Below are 16,704 nucleotides of genomic sequence, written 5' to 3' on the forward strand. Positions count from 1 at the left end.
ACACCAATCCCGTAGGAACGCCGAACGCGGCCCGAGCCTTCGGCAGCTCCTACAGGTCATCAACACCATGAAATCGGCGCCATGACCCAAGCACTCATCGAACTGTCCGACCTGGGCTTCAGCTGGCCTGGTCACCCGACGCTGCTGGACATCCCGGCGTTTCGCCTGGAGCCTGGTGAAACCCTGTTCCTCAAAGGCCCCAGCGGCAGCGGCAAGACCACCCTGCTCGGCCTGCTCGGCGGTGTGCAGAAGCCTGACCGCGGCAGCATCCGCCTGCTCGGCCAGGAGCTGACCGAACTCTCGGCCGGTGCCCGCGACCACTTCCGGGTCGATCACACCGGCTACATCTTCCAGCAGTTCAACTTACTGCCGTTTCTGTCAGTGCGGGAGAACGTCGAACTGCCCTGTCACTTCTCGAAACTGCGCGCCGAGCGGGCGAAACAGCGCCACGGCAGCGTCGATCAGGCCGCCGCCACCCTGCTCGCCCATCTGGGCCTGAAGGACGAAAACATTCTGGGCCGCCGCGCCGATTCGCTGTCCATCGGCCAGCAGCAACGGGTCGCTGCCGCGCGTGCGTTGATCGGTCAGCCGGAACTGGTGATCGCCGACGAACCGACCTCAGCCCTGGACTACGATGCTCGCGAAAACTTCATTCGCCTGCTGTTCGCAGAATGCCGCGAAGCCGGCTCGAGCCTGTTGTTCGTCAGTCACGATCAGAGCCTCGCGCCGCTGTTCGATCGCCACCTGTCGCTGGCCGATCTCAATCGCGCCGCCACCCCGTCCGAGGTTTGAGATGTATTTGTTTCGTCTAGCCATGGCCAGCCTGGCTAACCGTCGCTTCACCGCGATCCTCACCGCGTTCGCCATCGCCCTGTCGGTCTGCCTGCTGCTGGCGGTGGAGCGGGTACGCACCGAGGCCAAGGCCAGTTTCGCCAGCACCATCAGCGGCACCGACCTGATCGTCGGCGCGCGTTCCGGCTCGGTGAACCTGCTGCTGTATTCGGTATTCCGCATCGGCAACGCCACCAACAACATCCGCTGGGACAGCTTCGAGCAGTTCGCCAACAACCCGAAAGTGAAGTGGGCGATCCCGATGTCCCTCGGCGATTCCCATCGTGGTTATCGGGTGATGGGCACCACCGAGGCGTACTTCGAGCATTACCAGTACGGCCATCAACAGCATCTGGAACTGGCCGACGGCCGTGCCTTCGCCAGCGATCCGTTCGAAGTGGTGCTCGGTGCCGAAGTGGCCGATGCGCTGCACTACAAGCTCGGCGACAAACTGGTACTGGCCCATGGCGTGGCAGCGATCAGCCTGGTCAAGCACGACGACAAGCCGTTCACTGTGGTCGGCATCCTCAAACGCACCGGCACCCCGGTGGACCGCACGCTGCACATCAGCCTCGGCGGCATGGAAGCGATCCACATCGACTGGCACAACGGTGTACCGGCGCGTGGTAACGGTCGGGTCAGTGCCGATCAGGCGCGCAACATGGACCTGACACCGCAGGCAATCACCGCATTCATGCTCGGCCTTAACAACAAGATTTCGACCTTCGCGCTGCAACGTGAAATCAACGAATTCCGTGGCGAACCGATGCTGGCGATCCTGCCGGGTGTGGCGCTGCAGGAGTTGTGGAGCTTGATGAGCACGGCAGAAAAAGCCTTGTTCGTCGTCTCGCTGTTCGTGGTGCTGACCGGGTTGATCGGCATGCTCACGGCGATTCTCACCAGCCTCAACGAGCGCCGCCGCGAGATGGCGATTCTGCGCTCGGTGGGCGCGCGACCATGGCATATCGCGACTTTACTGGTGCTGGAAGCGTTTGCCCTGGCGCTGTCGGGAGTGATTGCCGGCGTGGCGCTGCTGTATGTGGGCATCGCCGTGGCGCAGGGTTACGTGCAGTCGAATTACGGTTTGTACCTGCCGCTGGCCTGGCCAAGCGAATATGAATGGACGCTGCTCGGTGGCATCCTGATCGCCGCGCTGCTGATGGGCAGCGTGCCGGCCTGGCGCGCCTATCGCCAATCCTTGGCCGATGGCCTGTCGATCCGCTTATGAGGACGTTGAAAATGCCCCGCGTGCTGCTTGCGCTGTTGATGCTGGTCGCTCTGCCGCTGTGGGCGGCCGAGCCGAAAGACCTGACCTGGTCGGAAATGATCCCGCCGGATGCCCCACCGGAAGTGCCGAACATGACGCCACTGCACGACCTGTCGAAGATGAGCGACGCGTTGTCCGCAGAGTCGGCGCCGGCCGCCAAACAGGACATGCCAAACGCGCCGGTGGTGAAAAGCCTCGATGGCCAGAACATTCGCTTGCCGGGGTACATCGTGCCGCTGGAAGTCAGTGAAGAAGGCCGCACCACCGATTTTCTGCTGGTGCCGTATTTCGGCGCCTGCATCCACGTACCGCCGCCGCCGTCGAACCAGATCGTGCACGTCAAAAGCGAAGTCGGCGTGAAGCTTGATGAGCTGTATCAGCCGTACTGGGTCGAGGGTGCGTTGCAGGTCAAGGCGTCCACCAGCGAATTGGCGGATGCCGGGTATCAGATGGAGGCGCAGAAGATTTATGTGTATGAACTGCCGGAGTGAATCCTCCAGTCATTCGTATCGTTGACATCGCCAGGATCGCAGCCTTCGGCGGCTCCTACAGGATCGGGTTTTCACTCGGTCAATGTAGGAGCTGCCGAAGGCTGCGATCTTTTAGGGGCATCACTGTTTCGTTGAGCTGAGTCAAAAGACCGTATCAGTTGGATCCCTACCATTGGACATCAAACATTTTTAACGTCCTTTGGAGCCCCCATGCACAAGTCCCTGCTCAGCGCTTCGCTGCTTGCCCTCGCGCTCACAGCCCCGCTCGCCCATGCCCACACCGCCGGCGACATCATCGTTCGGGCCGGTGCGATCACCGTGAATCCGACGGCCGACAGCTCCAGCGTCAAGGTCGATCAAGGCCCGCTGAAGGGCGCTGATCTGGGTGGCAAGGCCACCATGAGCAGCGACACGCAACTGGGCCTGAACTTCGCCTACATGATCACCAACAACCTGGGGATCGAACTGCTGGCGGCTTCGCCGTTCGAGCATGACGTGAAGCTCAAAGGCACCGCGCTCGACGCCGCCAACGGCAAACTCGGCACCCTGAAACACCTGCCGCCGACCCTGAGCCTGGTCTACTACCCGCTGGATTCCAAGTCCGCATTCCAGCCGTATATCGGCGGCGGTATCAACTACACCTGGATCTACGACGAGCACGTCGGCAGCGAAGCCAGCGCCAATGGCTTCAGCAACTTCAAGGCGAATAACTCCTGGGGCCTGGCCTGGCAGGTCGGTGCCGATTACATGCTCACCGACAACGTGATGATCAACGCCCAGGTGCGCTACATCGACATCGACACCCGTGCCACCGTCGAGAACAACGCCGTGGCCCCGGGCACCCGCGCACGGGTGAACGTGGACGTCGATCCGTTCATCTACATGGTCGGCCTGGGTTACAAGTTCTAAAGAACGTTCACGTGGTGGTGAATGAGGCGTTGTGACGGCCAGACTCAAACTGATGGCGACCGATACGCGGTCGACCGGGAGCAAAACTCCCCCGTCACGGGGATTGCATCAGCGATAACGCAAATTCCAGCCGTGAAAAAGGCGCCTTCAAGGCGCCTTTTTCACAGCGGTGTAAAACCTCAGTGCCCCAACAACCGCGCCAGGCCAACGCTCATCGGCGTCTGCTCCGGGTAGGTGAACCGCTCCAGTAAACGCCGGTTATTCGCTCGTGAATGGCGGATGTCACCGGAACGCGCCGGGCCGTAGCTTACGGGCGGCAGCTTGCCGACCACGGCTTCAAGGGCTTCAAGCATCTGCTTGAGAGTTGTCGCCTGATTCCAGCCGACATTCACCGCCCCGACCTCGACCTGCGGTTTCTCGATGGCTTGCACCAGCACGTCCACCAGGTCCTCGACGTAGACAAAATCGCGCGTCTGCTCGCCATCACCAAACACGGTGATCGGCAGGCCTTTCTGCGCTCGCTCGCTGAAAATGCTGATCACACCGGAGTACGGCGAGGACGGATCCTGGCGCGGGCCGAATATATTGAAGAAGCGGAAAATCACCGGTTCCAGACCATGCTGGCGGCGATAGAAATCGAAGTAATGCTCGCTCGCCAACTTGTCCACCGCATACGGCGTCAACGGTGCCTTGGGCGTGTCTTCGTCGATCGACTCGCCTTCGCCATTGTTGCCATAGACCGCTGCGCTGGACGCGTACAACACGCGTTTGACACCGGCCTGACGCATGGCTTCGCAGACGTTCAGCGAGCCGATGAAGTTGCTCTGGTGAGTTTTCACCGGATCGTCCACCGAAGCCTGCACCGAAGCCACCGCGGCCAGATGCGCCACCGCGCTGCAACCGAGCATCGCCTGCGCCACCAGGGCGGCATCGGCGACGTCGCCTTCGATCAGTTCGACGAGGGGATTGTCCATCGGCAGGTTGCTGCGTTTGCCGGTGGACAGGTCATCGAGAATCCGCACCGAATGCCCTTTGGCGAGCAAGGCATCGGTCAGGTGCGAACCGATGAAACCGGCGCCGCCGGTGATTAAAACAGGGCCGTCAGCCATGGCGATAAAACCTATCCAGTAAGCCCGGGAGTGCCGCGCGCCAGGCGCGGGGCTTGATCCCGAAAGTGTGCAGAATTTTCTTGCAGGCCAGCACCGCGTGTTGCGGTTCTTCGGCAGCGTCGGGCCGCGCGGCGTGAGCCTGGGCGGTCGGCGCTTCGATGGCCAGCGGATGCAGGGCGCGAGCTTCAGTCAGAATCGCCTGCCCCAGTGCCAGCGGCGTGGTCGCCTCATGCCCGGCGTAGTGGTAAGTGCCCCACAGCGGCGCCGCGCAATCGAGTTGCTTGAGCACCGAGATGATCACCCGGGCGGCGTCGTCCACCGGCGTCGGATTACCGCGGCGATCATCGGCCAACAGCAGTTCTTCGGCTTTCTCGGCCCGGGCCAGGAATCGCCCGAGGGTGCCGTCGGGGCTGTCGTCGAGCAGCCAGCCGAAACGCAGCAACACGTGCTGCGGACAGGTGGCGCGCACGCTTTGCTCGATGCGCCACAAGGCCTGACCGCGCAGGCCCAACGGTACCGGTTCGTCTTTTTCGCTGTAGGCGGTCGCCCGGGAGCCATCGAACACGCGATAACTCGACGGTTGCAGCAGCACGATGTTGTGATGCTGGCACAGCTCGGCCAGACGCTCGATGGCGCGCTCCTGCCCGGCCAGACGCTGCTCGCTGACGGTCTCCGCCTGGAACCAGTCGAAATAGTAGGCGAGATTGATCAACGCATCCGGACGGGTATCGTCGAGCAGTTGCGTCAGGCTCGCGGCGTCCCAGCCGTCTTGTGGTGGGCGGGGGGCGAGGAAACCGATGTCTTCCTCCGCACCGAGGCGAATCAGCGCCTGCCCAAGGGCATTTCCGCCGCCCAGTAACATAAGGCGCATTCGCATAGAGTCAGCAGGCCCAGTCTGATTGGAACGATGGCTTTATCGACAGCGCCCGCAGGCGATGTCCTCAATAATTGCCGGAATCGTTGCATTTTGCGGGTTTAGTGCGCAACCGTCATCCGTAAAGTGTAGTTCCCGAGGATTTGTGGTGCTGCTACGGGCCTCAGGATCAACACAGACCCTGAGCGGTACTTGCAACTTCCCCGCCCCACCCGCATAAATTACTTCATGAATCTGCCCATCCCCACGGACGCTGCACTGGCAGGCTTTCACCCCGCCGTCAGCGCCTGGTTCAGCAACACTTTCGCGACGGCCACCGCCGCCCAGGCCCGGGCGTGGCCGTTGATCCGCCAGCGCCGCTCAACGCTGATTGCCGCGCCCACCGGCTCCGGTAAAACCCTCACCGCGTTTCTGGCCGTGCTCGACGATCTGGTCCATCGCGGGCTGGAGAACCCGGATGGCCTGCCGGACGAAACCCTGGTGGTCTACGTTTCGCCGCTCAAGGCGCTGTCCAACGACATCCGGATCAACCTGCAAACCCCGCTGGCCGGCATCACCGAGCAGTTACGCGTGATGGGCCTGCCCGACGTGCCGATCAGCACCGCCGTGCGCACCGGCGATACGCCGCAAAAAGACCGCTCGGCCATGCGCAAAACCGCGCCGCACATTCTGGTCACCACCCCGGAATCCCTTTACGTGCTCCTTGGCTCTGACTCCGGGCGGCAAATGCTCGGTACCACGCAAACGGTAATCGTCGACGAAATCCACGCCATCGCCGCCAGCAAACGCGGCAGTCACCTGGCCCTGAGCCTGGAACGTCTGCAAGCGCTTTGCCCGCAACCGCTGGTGCGGATCGGCCTGTCGGCCACGCAAAAGCCCATCGAAGCGGTGTCACGCTTTTTGGTCGGCCGCGATCGCGCCTGCGAAATCATCGACATCGGTCACGCCCGCCCACGGGATCTCGATATAGAAGTGCCGCCGGTGCCGTTGTCGGCGGTAATGGCCAATGACGTATGGGAGCTGGTCTACGACCGCCTCGCCGCCCTCGCCCGCGAGCACCGGACCACGCTGATTTTCGTCAACACCCGGCGCCTGGCCGAACGCCTGAGCCGGCACTTGAGCGAACGCCTCGGCAAAGAGGCCGTGGCCGCCCACCATGGCAGCCTGGCCAAGGAATTTCGCCTCGACGCCGAGCAACGGCTCAAGCGCGGCGAGCTGCAAGTGCTGATCGCCACCGCCTCGCTGGAGTTGGGGATCGACATTGGCGACGTCGACCTGGTGTGCCAGATCGCTTCGCCGCGCTCGATTGCCGGTTTTCTGCAACGGGTCGGCCGCTCCGGGCACCAGGTTGGCGGCACGCCCAAGGGCCGGTTGTTCGCCACCACCCGCGACGACCTGATCGAATGCGCCGCCCTGCTCGATTGCGTGCGCCGTGGCGAACTCGACACCTTGCAGATCCCCGAAGCGCCGCTGGACGTGCTGGCCCAACAGATCATCGCCGAGGTCAGCTGCCAGGAATGGCAGGAACAGGCCCTGCTGCAGATGCTGCGCAACGCCTCGCCTTACGCCAGGCTCGACGAAAAACATTACCAATCGCTGCTGCACATGCTCGCCGAGGGCTACAACGGTCGCCAGGGCATCCGCAGCGCTTACCTGCACCGGGACGCTGTAAGCCACACCTTGCGCGGTCGTCGGGGCGCCAAGCTGACCGCCGTAACCAGCGGCGGGACAATTCCGGACAACGCCGACTACAGCGTGTTGCTGGAGCCTCAGGGGCTGAACATCGGCAGCGTCAACGAAGACTTCGCGGTGGAAAGCATCGCCGGGGATATCTTTCAGCTGGGCAATACCTCGTACCGAATCCTGCGGGTCGAAACCGGCAAGGTCCGGGTCGAAGACGCTCAGGGTCAGCCGCCGACCATTCCGTTCTGGCTCGGCGAAGCACCCGGTCGCAGCAATGAACTGTCGTTCGCCGTGGCCCGCCTGCAAGCACAACTCGATGATCTGCTCGCTGCCACACCCGGTAATCTGCAACCGGCGCTCGACTGGCTGACCGACACCCTTGGCCTGAACCTCGCCAGCGCCGAGCAACTGATCGACTACCTGGCCCGGGCCCGCCTGACCCTCGGTGCCTTGCCGTCGCAAGACACACTGGTGATGGAGCGGTTTTTCGACGAGTCCGGCGGTACGCAACTGATCATCCACTCGCCGCTCGGCAGCCGCATCAATCGCGCCTGGGGCCTGGCCCTGCGCAAGCGTTTCTGCCGCACCTTCAACTTCGAATTGCAGGCCGCCGCCAGCGAAGACGCCATCGTGCTGTCGCTGTCCACCAGCCACAGCTTCGAGCTGGACGACGTGTGGCGCTACCTGCACAGCAACAGTGCTGAACATATCCTGACTCAAGCAGTGCTCGAGGCCCCGCTGTTCGGCGTGCGCTGGCGCTGGAATGCCGGGGTCGCCCTCGCGCTGCCACGCTACAGCGGCGGCCGCAAAGTACCGCCGCAGATCCAGCGGATGAAAAGCGAAGACCTGATCGCCAGCGTGTTTCCCGATCAGATCGCCTGCGTGGAAAACCTCGCCGGCGAGCGCGAGATTCCCGACCATCCGCTGGTGGAACAAACCCTCGACGACTGCCTGCACGAGGCCATGGACAGCGAAGGCTGGCTGGCGCTGTTGCGACGTATGGAGCAGGGCGACATTCGCCTGATCAGCCGTGATTTGCCGGCGCCTTCGCCACTGGCGGCAGAAATCCTCAGCGCCCGCCCCTACACCTTCCTCGACGACGCGCCGCTGGAAGAACGCCGTACTCAGGCGGTGCTCAACCGCCGCTGGAGCGATCCGCAGTCCACCGATGACCTCGGCGCGCTGGACGCCGAGGCGATTGCCGCCGTGCGCGACGAAGCCTGGCCAACGCCAACCGGCCTTGATGAAATGCATGAGGCCTTGATGAGCCTGGCGTGTATTACCGAAAGCGAGGCCCAGGCCAACCCCAATTGGCTCGAGTGGCTGAACACCCTGGCCGACAGTGGCCGCGCCAGCCGCTTGCAGATCAATGCCGAGCATTCGCTGTGGTTGGCGCTGGAGCGGCTGACCTGCCTGCGGGCGATTTATCTACAGGCCACGTTGCAGCCAGCGCTGGAGGCGTTGCCGGGTTTCGATGAAATCTGGGAACCGGACGAAGCGGTGCTGGAAGTGATCCGTGCGCGGCTCAGCGCGTTTGGTCCGTTGCCACTGACGGCGATTGCCGAACCGCTTGGATTACCGGCGCTTCAAGTCACTCAGGCCCTGGCGCAACTGGAACGCGAAGGTTACGTGCTGCGCGGGCAATTCAGCCCGGGCGCCCGTGAAGAGGAATGGTGCGAACGGCATCTGCTGGCGCGAATTCATCGATACACAGTCAAACGGCTGCGGCGGGAAATCGAGCCGGTGGCGTTGCAGGATTTCATGCGTTTTCTGTTCGACTGGCAGCATCTTTCCACCGCAAGCCGAGGCCAGGGTAGCGCAGTGTTGCCGGCGATCATCAGCCAGTTCGAAGGCTACCCCGCCGCCGCTTCGGCATGGGACAGCGACATTCTGCCGGCGCGGCTCAAAGACTATTCGGCGAGCTGGCTGGATGAGTTATGCCGCAGCGGCAAACTGGTCTGGACGCGCCTGACTGCGCGCAACAAGAGCACCGGCACGGCATTGCGCAGCACGCCAATTCTGCTGCTGCCGCGTAGTCAGGTCGGGTTGTGGAGCAGCTTGACCGAGCAGACGCCGGTCAGCGAACTGTCGCCCAAAACACAAAAGGTCCATGCAGCGCTCAGCCAGCACGGCGCGCTGTTTTTCGATGAGCTGATGCACGAGGCCCATCTGCTGCGCTCGGAACTGGAAATCGCCTTGCAGGAACTGGTGGGTGCCGGACTGGTAAACGCCGACAGTTTCGCCGGGTTGCGGGCGCTGATCACCCCGGCCAGCAAACGCCAGAATCGTAGCAGCCGACGTGGTCGCGGGGCGTTTGTCGGCGGCATGGACGATGCCGGGCGCTGGGCGTTGTTGCGTCGTGGTACTGCCGCACCGGTTGTGGATAAGCCGATTGTGGATAAACAACGCCCGACGTCCACGCCCACAGAAACCCTGGAACACATCGCCATGACCTTGCTGCGCCGTTACGGCGTGGTGTTCTGGCGCGTGCTGGAGCGTGAGGCGGATTGGTTGCCGAGTTGGCGGGAATTGCTGCGCACGCTCCATCGGCTGGAAGCCCGGGGCGAGATCCGTGGCGGGCGGTTTGTCAGTGGTTTGGCCGGTGAACAGTTTGCGCTGCCCGAGGCGATCCCGTTGCTGCGCGAAGTCAGGCGGCGCCCGCATGACGGCAGTTTGATCGCGGTGTGCGGGGTGGATCCGCTGAACCTCGCCGGCACCCTGTTGCCGGGCGCGAAAGTGCCGGCGCTGGCGAGCAATCGACTGGTGTACCGCAACGGCTTGCCGGCCGCCGCCGAAATCGCCGGCAAGCAGCAGTTCTGGCTGGAGCTGGATCAACAGGCCAGTGCTCAGGTCCGTAGCAAACTGATCCAGCATTGATGTTGTCTGGTCCTGCCCCATCCGCGCCAACACAAATCAGCCCTCGCGATATTTGACCTGCACGCAAATATCAAATGCCCACCCCTGTATTTTTCCGCACGACCCAAACCCCGACACTGCGCTCCATCAATCAATCCACCGGAGTTGCAGCCATGCCCATTGCCTTGCTGGCGCTGACCCTCAGCGCTTTCGCCATCGGGACGACGGAGTTCGTCATCGTTGGCCTGTTACCCACCATCGGCGCCGACCTCGGCGTCAGCCTGCCGTCCGCCGGTCTGCTGGTCAGCCTGTATGCACTCGGGGTGGCCGTCGGCGCGCCGGTGCTGACCGCCCTCACCGGCAAAGTCCCGCGTAAATTGCTGCTGTTGTCGCTGATGGTGCTGTTCACCCTCGGCAACTTGTTGGCCTGGAAAGCGCCGAGCTATGAGTCGCTGATCATTGCGCGGATCGTCACCGGCCTGGCCCACGGGGTGTTTTTCTCGATTGGCTCGATCATCGCCACCAGCCTGGTGCCGAAGGAAAAGGCCGCCAGCGCGATTGCCATCATGTTCACCGGCCTGACCGTGGCGCTGGTCACCGGCGTGCCACTGGGGACGTTTATCGGTCAGCATTTCGGCTGGCGTGAAACCTTCCTCGCCGTGTCTGCATTGGGTGTGATCGCCTTCATCGGCAGCCTGCTCTACGTGCCGAAAAACATCGCCCACAGCAAACCGGCTTCGCTGTTGCAGCAATTGCAGGTACTCAAACAACCGCGCCTGTTGTTGGTGTATGCCATGACGGCGGTCGGCTACGGCGGCTCGTTCATCGCCTTCACCTTTCTGGCGCCGATTCTTCAGGACATTGCAGGCTTCAGCGCCAGTACCGTCAGCCTGGTGCTGCTGGTGTACGGCATCTCGGTGGCCGTCGGCAACATCTGGGGCGGCAAGCTGGCGGACAAACGCGGCCCGATCGGTGCCCTGAAAATCATCTTCGCCCTGCTCGCCGCCGTGCTGTTCGTGCTGACCTTCACCGCCGGCAATCCGTGGCTGGCCCTGGCCACTGTGTTGGTCTGGGGTTCGGTGGCGTTCGGCAACGTGCCGGGCCTGCAGGTGTATGTGGTGCGTCAGGCCGAACATCACACCCCGCATGCGGTGGACGTGGCGTCGGGCCTGAACATTGCGGCGTTCAACCTCGGCATTGCCGGTGGTGCGTGGGGTGGCGGTTTGATCGTAGCGAACATGGGGCTGATCCATACCGCGTGGATCGGTGGCCTGGTGGTGTTGGTGGCGCTGGCACTGACAGCCTGGAGTGGTCGTCTTGATCGGTTGGGCCCGGTGTATGCCGAGCCGGCTGAAGGTTCGACCCGGATCGTTGCCGGGCACTAACCACTGTGGGAGCGAGCAGGCTCCCACAGTTGATCGGTGGTGTTTTGTCGAACGTGTACCGTCCGTAGCCCCGTCGAAACTTTCTCGCTCGCCTCGCAGTCATCAAAAGACAGGGCTGTCCGAGGATGGGAGGCGACATGGCGGCGACTCATATCGGCATTTCAGGCTGGCGCTACACGCCCGTCGCCTGCTTGAGCGCTTCCATCTCGACAAAGACCTTGTCACCGCCCCCGGCGAGCCGGCTGCCGAAGGAGTACTGCCATGAGCATTCCCGATCCGGTCGGCACGACGGATGAACAGCAACCCATCATCAGCACCGTGAGTCGCTTCACCGTGCTGACGGTCAACACCCACAAAGGGTTCACCGCGCTCAATCGACGCTTCATCCTCCCCGAGTTGCGCGACGCGGTGCGCAGTGTGTCCGCCGATGTGGTGTTTTTGCAGGAGGTCCACGGCACCCACGAGCATCATCCCCAGCGCTACAACAATTGGCCGGCGATGCCCCAGTACGAATTCCTTGCCGATAGCCTGTGGCCGCAATTCGCCTACGGGCGCAACGCGGTCTACCCGGCGGGCGATCACGGCAATGCGCTGTTGTCGAAATTCCAGATCGTGCGTCACGACAATCTCGACGTGTCCATCAGCGGCCATGAAAACCGTGGAATCCTGCATTGCGTGCTGCGGATGCCCGGCGATGGCCGGGAAGTGCATGCCATTTGCGTCCACCTGGGGCTGCGCGAAAGCCACCGGAGGGCACAACTCAAGCTGCTGATCCGACGCCTGGAAGAGTTACCGCAGGATGCCCTGGTGGTGGTCGCCGGCGACTTCAACGACTGGCGCCAGCGCGCCGATGCGTTGCTCAAGCCTTGCGGGTTGCGTGAGGTATTCGCCGAGCGGCATGGCAAACCGGCGCGCAGTTTCCCGGCGCGCTTACCGACGTTACGCCTGGACCGTATTTACGTGCGCAACCTTAAGGCCAGCCATCCGCAAGTACTGGCGGCACGCCCCTGGTCCCACCTTTCCGACCATGCGCCGCTATCGGTGGAGATCGAGCTATGAGTAGCCCGTCGATGGAAAAGGCCACGGTCGAACAGGTCTCCCCACCGCCGCCCGTGCGCGAGCCGGCGGCGACTGACGTCGAATACAACTGGCACGGTAACAACCGGGTCCAATTGCTCGAAAACGGCGAGGCGTACTTTCCACGGGTGTTTGATGTACTGCGTCAGGCCCAGAGTGAAATCCTGCTGGAGACCTTCATTCTGTTCGAGGACAAGGTCGGCAATGAGCTTCAACAGATCCTGATTGAAGCGGCGCAACGCGGCGTACGTATTACCGTCAGTCTCGATGGATTCGGCTGTGGCGAACTGAGTACGGCGTTCCTCGTCGCCCTGAGCAATGCAGGTGTGCGCCTGCAAATATTCGATCCCGCTCCGCGTCATCTGGGCATCCGCACCAACTGGTTCCGCCGTCTGCACCGCAAGATTGTGGTGGTCGACGGCGCGATTGCGTTCCTCGGCGGAATCAATTTTTCCGCCGACCATCTGGCCGACTTCGGCCCCGAGGCCAAACAGGATTACTCGGTTGAAGTGCAAGGCCCGGCGGTGGCCGATATTCATCATTTCGCCTTGCTGCAAGGCGGTCGCCCGGCCCGGGCCAAATACTGGTGGCAACGCCGCCGGCAGCGGCATGCTGAACTGGCGGTCGACGATCATGACGGTCAGGTACGACTGGTGTATCGCGACAACGCAGAACACCCAAAAGATATCGAAGAGGTGTATTTACAGGTGCTGCGCAGTGCCCGGCGTCGCGTGGTGATCGCCAATGCCTACTTCTTTCCAGGCTATCGGCTGCTGCACGAGATTCGCAATGCGGCACGCCGGGGGGTCGAGGTGCGCCTGATTCTTCAGGGACAACCGGACCTGCGGGTGGCCAGACTCGCCGCGCGCATGACCTACGACTATCTGCTGCGGGCCGGGGTGTTGATCTACGAATATTGCGACCGCCCCCTGCATGGCAAAGTCGCCCTGGTCGACGAGGACTGGAGCACTGTTGGCTCAAGCAACCTCGACCCGCTGAGCCTGTCCCTGAACCTGGAAGCCAACGTGCTGATCCGCGACCGGGCGTTCAACCGCGACCTGTTCGAGCGTCTCGACGAGTTGAGCAGCAATCACTGCAAGGTCATGTCCACGGACACGGCGCCTCGCGGGCGGATCTGGCACATGACCATCGGCTTTCTGGTGTTCCACTTCCTGCGGCATTTTCCGGCGTGGGCCGGCTGGCTGCCGGCGCATAAACCGCGTCTCAAACCCTTCATTCATCCGACCGGGAGCGCCAAGGCATGAGCCATTCCCGAGCGCAGCCTGCCCCGCACTCCGACACGCCGGGTAAACACCACTGGCACCGCTGGAAAAGACCGCTGACGATGCTGTTTTTCCTGGCGCTAATCGTTTTGTTCACGATGCTCGCCCAGCGCATCGAATGGAACGAAGTGTTCGATACCTTGGCTGATTTCAAAGTGCGTACGCTGATCATCGCCTCCGGTGTGACCCTGGCAAGTTTTCTGGTCTATGCCTGCTTTGACCTGATCGGGCGCACCTATATCCGGCAGAACCTGACCTGGCGACAAATCTTGCCGGTGGGGATCATCAGCTATGCCTTCAACCTCAACCTGAGCGCTCTGGTCGGCGGCATCGCCATGCGTTATCGGCTTTATTCGCGGCTCGGCGTGAGCAAAGGCAACATCGCGAAGATCCTCGGGCTGAGCCTGGCGACCAACTGGCTCGGCTACATGGTGATTGCCGGCACAGTGTTCAGCAGCGGCCTGATGCGAATGCCGCCGGGCTGGAAAGTGAGCAGCAATGCACTGCAAGACGTGGGGGTTTTGTTGCTGCTGTCGAGCATGGGATATCTGGCGGCCTGCCGGTATTCCAAGCGCCGGAAATGGTCGGTTCGCGGCGTGGAAATCATTCTGCCGTCGCTGCGCATGGCAATTCTGCAACTGGCCCTCGGCGCACTGAACTGGTCGCTGATGGCGGCGGTGATCTTCACGTTGCTGCCGAGCAAACTGGACTATCCGCTGGTGCTTGGTGTGTTGCTGCTCAGCGCCATTGCCGGGGTCATCACCCATATTCCGGCCGGGCTTGGCGTGTTGGAGACGGTGTTCGTGGCGCTGCTGCAGCATGAGGTATCGCGGGGCAGCCTGGTGGCGGGGTTGATCGCTTATCGGGCGATCTATTTCATTCTGCCGCTGTTGATCACCGTGGTGATGTATCTGGCGGTGGAAGCCAAGGCCAAGTCGTTGCGGATCTCGAAGAAACCTTCTTGAGAATGATGGTGCGGCGGATGCCGCCATCGCGAGCAGGCCAGCTCCCACATTTTGATCTGGTGTGCTCTGGCTACCGGGCCACAACCGCTGGCGGCGTCACGCCAAACCGCGTCCGGTAATCACTCGGCGCCAGCCCGGTAATCTTTTTGAACGTCGCCCGAAACGCACTCGGGTCTTGATAGCCCACGGTCCAGGCAATGTGATCAATGGTGCCGTTGGTGAACTCGAGCATTTCCCGCGCCTTGCCGACGCGCAGGTGCTGGCAGTACTCGGTGGGTTTCAACCCGGTCGCCGCGCGGAATCGCCGCAGGAAGGTGCGCTCTTCCAGCCCCGCCCGTTCGGCCATCGTCGCCAGCGAGACATCGATCGCCCCGGTGCTTTGCAGCCAATGCTGGACCTTGAGAATCGAGGCATCGCCATGGCTGAGAATCGGTGAAAAATTACTGCCGCACTCGCTCGCGCTGTCGCTGTGCTCCACCACCAGAAACCGTGCCGTGCCGGTGGCAATGCTCGGCCCCAGCAGGCGGTTCACCAGCCGTAACCCCAGCTCTGACCAGGCCATCAGCCCGGCCGTGGTAATCAGGTCACCGTCATCGACGATGGGCGTGTCAGCCTTGAGCTTGATCGCCGGGTAACGCTCGGCGAAGGCTTTGGCCGAGGTCCAATGAGTGGTGGCGCTACGGCCGTCGAGCAGGCCGCTCTCAGCCAACAGGATCGAACCCACGCAAACCCCGCCCAACGTCGCGCCGTTGGCGTGTTGCTGACGAATCCAGCGGATCAGCCCTTGCGGTGCCTGGCCCTCGGAAAAGCCGCCAATCGACGGCGGGATCAACACCGCGACCAACGCACCGGCCGGACCGGGTTGACTGTCGTAGACCCGTTCTGGCGCCTGATCGCCCTCGACCCGCCAATGACTGACCCGCAGCAACGGCAACTGCGCCGTCTGATGCTCGGCGGCAATCCGGTTGGCCACGCCGAACAGATCCGTCAGCCCATGCACCGCCGCCATTTGCGCGCCGGGATAGATCAGCACGCCCAATTCGACGACTGCCCTTTCTACGCCCATTGTCAGTTTTCCCCCTTCTATTGTCGGTGCGGCCAATCCTCGGACGGCCTGCAAAACCTAATACTTGAATCACACCCAACAAGCACTTCGAGGAAACACTCATGGCCAAGCAAGCACTCATCGTAGTCGATATCCAGAACGACTACTTCCCCCAAGGCAAGTGGCCTTTGGCAGGCGCCGATGCCGCCGCAGACAACGCTGCACGGCTGATCCAGGCCTTTCGCGAGGCCGGTGACGCGGTGGTACACATCCGCCACGAATTCACCTCCGACGCCGCACCGTTCTTCACCCCGGGCTCCGACGGCGCGAAGCTGCACCCCAAAGTCCTGAACCGCGCCGATGAACCGGTGGTGCTCAAGCACTTCGTCAACTCGTTCCGCGAAACCGAACTCAAGGACATCCTCGACCAGCAAGGCATCGAGCACCTGGTGGTGGTCGGCAGCATGAGCCACATGTGCATCGACGGCGTCACTCGTGCCGCAGCGGACTTCGGCTACACGGTCACGGTGATCCATGACGCCTGTGCCACCCTTGATCTGGAGTTCAACGGCGTCACCGTCCCGGCCGCCCACGTTCACGCTGCCTTCATGTCGGCCTTGGGTTTTGCCTATGCAAGCGTGGTGTCCACCGACGACTTTCTGGCTGGTTAGATGAGAAGCGGGCTCCCACAGGATTGCGCTTAACTGACTGGCATTGCACAACAGGCCTTCTTTTCATACACCTGCGCAACCGTCGAAAAAATCTCACGCGTGAGCTATTGAGATCCGCAAAAATTGCCTGTAGTGTTTCTCACGCGTGAGTTTTTTCACAACGGGATCAGCACCATGAAAAGCAGCTCTCCATCAGATCCGCCTACCGGGTCTGTTACCGATTCAGCGAGCCGCAAGGGAGAGCGCTCGAAACCCTCC

13 protein-coding genes are annotated in these 16,704 nt (G+C 62.4%); 10 read left to right on the forward strand and 3 right to left on the reverse strand.

The window, feature by feature from the left end; all coding sequences use genetic code 11:
• Window positions 1-81: 81 nt before the first annotated feature.
• From PMI21_RS26275 to PMI21_RS26260, 4 genes are all read left to right on the forward strand, one after another.
• Window positions 82-792 (forward strand): ABC transporter ATP-binding protein, encoded by a 711-nt coding sequence (locus PMI21_RS26275; RefSeq protein WP_007933651.1) that lies wholly within the window; start codon window positions 82-84, stop codon window positions 790-792.
• A gap of 1 nt (window position 793) precedes the next feature.
• Window positions 794-2,059, forward strand: a complete 1,266-nt coding sequence (locus PMI21_RS26270; protein WP_007933653.1) for an ABC transporter permease — start codon at window positions 794-796, stop codon at window positions 2,057-2,059.
• An 11-nt stretch (window positions 2,060-2,070) separates the two neighbouring features.
• Window positions 2,071-2,589 carry a DUF3299 domain-containing protein gene (locus PMI21_RS26265; protein ID WP_007933654.1) on the forward strand — a complete coding sequence of 173 codons (519 nt, stop codon included), beginning with the start codon at window positions 2,071-2,073 and terminating at the stop codon, window positions 2,587-2,589.
• Between the two features lie 210 nt (window positions 2,590-2,799).
• Window positions 2,800-3,498: an OmpW/AlkL family protein gene (locus tag PMI21_RS26260; RefSeq protein WP_007933655.1), complete on the forward strand. Its 699-nt coding sequence runs from the start codon at window positions 2,800-2,802 to the stop codon at window positions 3,496-3,498.
• 179 nt (window positions 3,499-3,677) lie between these two features.
• Here the strand turns inward: PMI21_RS26260 and PMI21_RS26255 are convergent, their stop codons facing one another.
• Window positions 3,678-4,607: an NAD-dependent epimerase/dehydratase family protein gene (locus PMI21_RS26255; RefSeq protein ID WP_007933656.1), complete on the reverse strand. Its 930-nt coding sequence runs from the start codon at window positions 4,605-4,607 to the stop codon at window positions 3,678-3,680.
• Window positions 4,600-5,484 carry a sugar nucleotide-binding protein gene (locus PMI21_RS26250; protein ID WP_033063784.1) on the reverse strand — a complete coding sequence of 295 codons (885 nt, stop codon included), beginning with the start codon at window positions 5,482-5,484 and terminating at the stop codon, window positions 4,600-4,602. The genes PMI21_RS26255 and PMI21_RS26250 overlap by 8 nt, the downstream gene beginning before the upstream one ends.
• 225 nt (window positions 5,485-5,709) lie before the next feature.
• On the opposite strand from PMI21_RS26250, the gene PMI21_RS26245 reads away from it, so the two are divergent.
• From PMI21_RS26245 to PMI21_RS26225, 5 genes are all read left to right on the forward strand, one after another.
• Window positions 5,710-10,041: a DEAD/DEAH box helicase gene (locus PMI21_RS26245; RefSeq protein WP_007933658.1), complete on the forward strand. Its 4,332-nt coding sequence runs from the start codon at window positions 5,710-5,712 to the stop codon at window positions 10,039-10,041.
• Between the two features lie 152 nt (window positions 10,042-10,193).
• The gene (locus PMI21_RS26240; RefSeq protein WP_007933661.1) at window positions 10,194-11,405 is read left to right on the forward strand and encodes an MFS transporter; all 1,212 of its coding nucleotides are present in this window, start codon (window positions 10,194-10,196) and stop codon (window positions 11,403-11,405) included.
• Between the two features lie 261 nt (window positions 11,406-11,666).
• On the forward strand, window positions 11,667-12,464 hold the full coding sequence (locus PMI21_RS26235) for an endonuclease/exonuclease/phosphatase family protein (protein WP_007933663.1): 798 nt from the start codon (window positions 11,667-11,669) through the stop codon (window positions 12,462-12,464).
• On the forward strand, window positions 12,461-13,747 hold the full coding sequence (clsB, locus tag PMI21_RS26230) for a cardiolipin synthase ClsB (RefSeq protein WP_007933665.1): 1,287 nt from the start codon (window positions 12,461-12,463) through the stop codon (window positions 13,745-13,747). Before PMI21_RS26235 ends, clsB begins: the two co-directional genes overlap by 4 nt.
• Complete coding sequence (locus tag PMI21_RS26225) at window positions 13,744-14,730, forward strand: lysylphosphatidylglycerol synthase domain-containing protein (RefSeq protein WP_007933667.1); 987 nt, start codon at window positions 13,744-13,746, stop codon at window positions 14,728-14,730. Before clsB ends, PMI21_RS26225 begins: the two co-directional genes overlap by 4 nt.
• Window positions 14,731-14,800: 70 nt before the next feature.
• On the opposite strand, the gene PMI21_RS26220 is transcribed toward PMI21_RS26225, so the two are convergent.
• The gene (locus tag PMI21_RS26220; RefSeq protein ID WP_007933669.1) at window positions 14,801-15,796 is read right to left on the reverse strand and encodes a GlxA family transcriptional regulator; all 996 of its coding nucleotides are present in this window, start codon (window positions 15,794-15,796) and stop codon (window positions 14,801-14,803) included.
• 101 nt (window positions 15,797-15,897) lie between these two features.
• Between PMI21_RS26220 and PMI21_RS26215 the strand changes: the two genes are divergently transcribed.
• Window positions 15,898-16,446, forward strand: a complete 549-nt coding sequence (locus tag PMI21_RS26215) for a cysteine hydrolase family protein (RefSeq protein WP_007933671.1) — start codon at window positions 15,898-15,900, stop codon at window positions 16,444-16,446.
• Window positions 16,447-16,704 lie beyond the last annotated feature (258 nt).

The organism is Pseudomonas sp. GM18 (assembly GCF_000282195.1).
In the GTDB taxonomy this organism is placed as follows: Bacteria; Pseudomonadota; Gammaproteobacteria; order Pseudomonadales; family Pseudomonadaceae; genus Aquipseudomonas.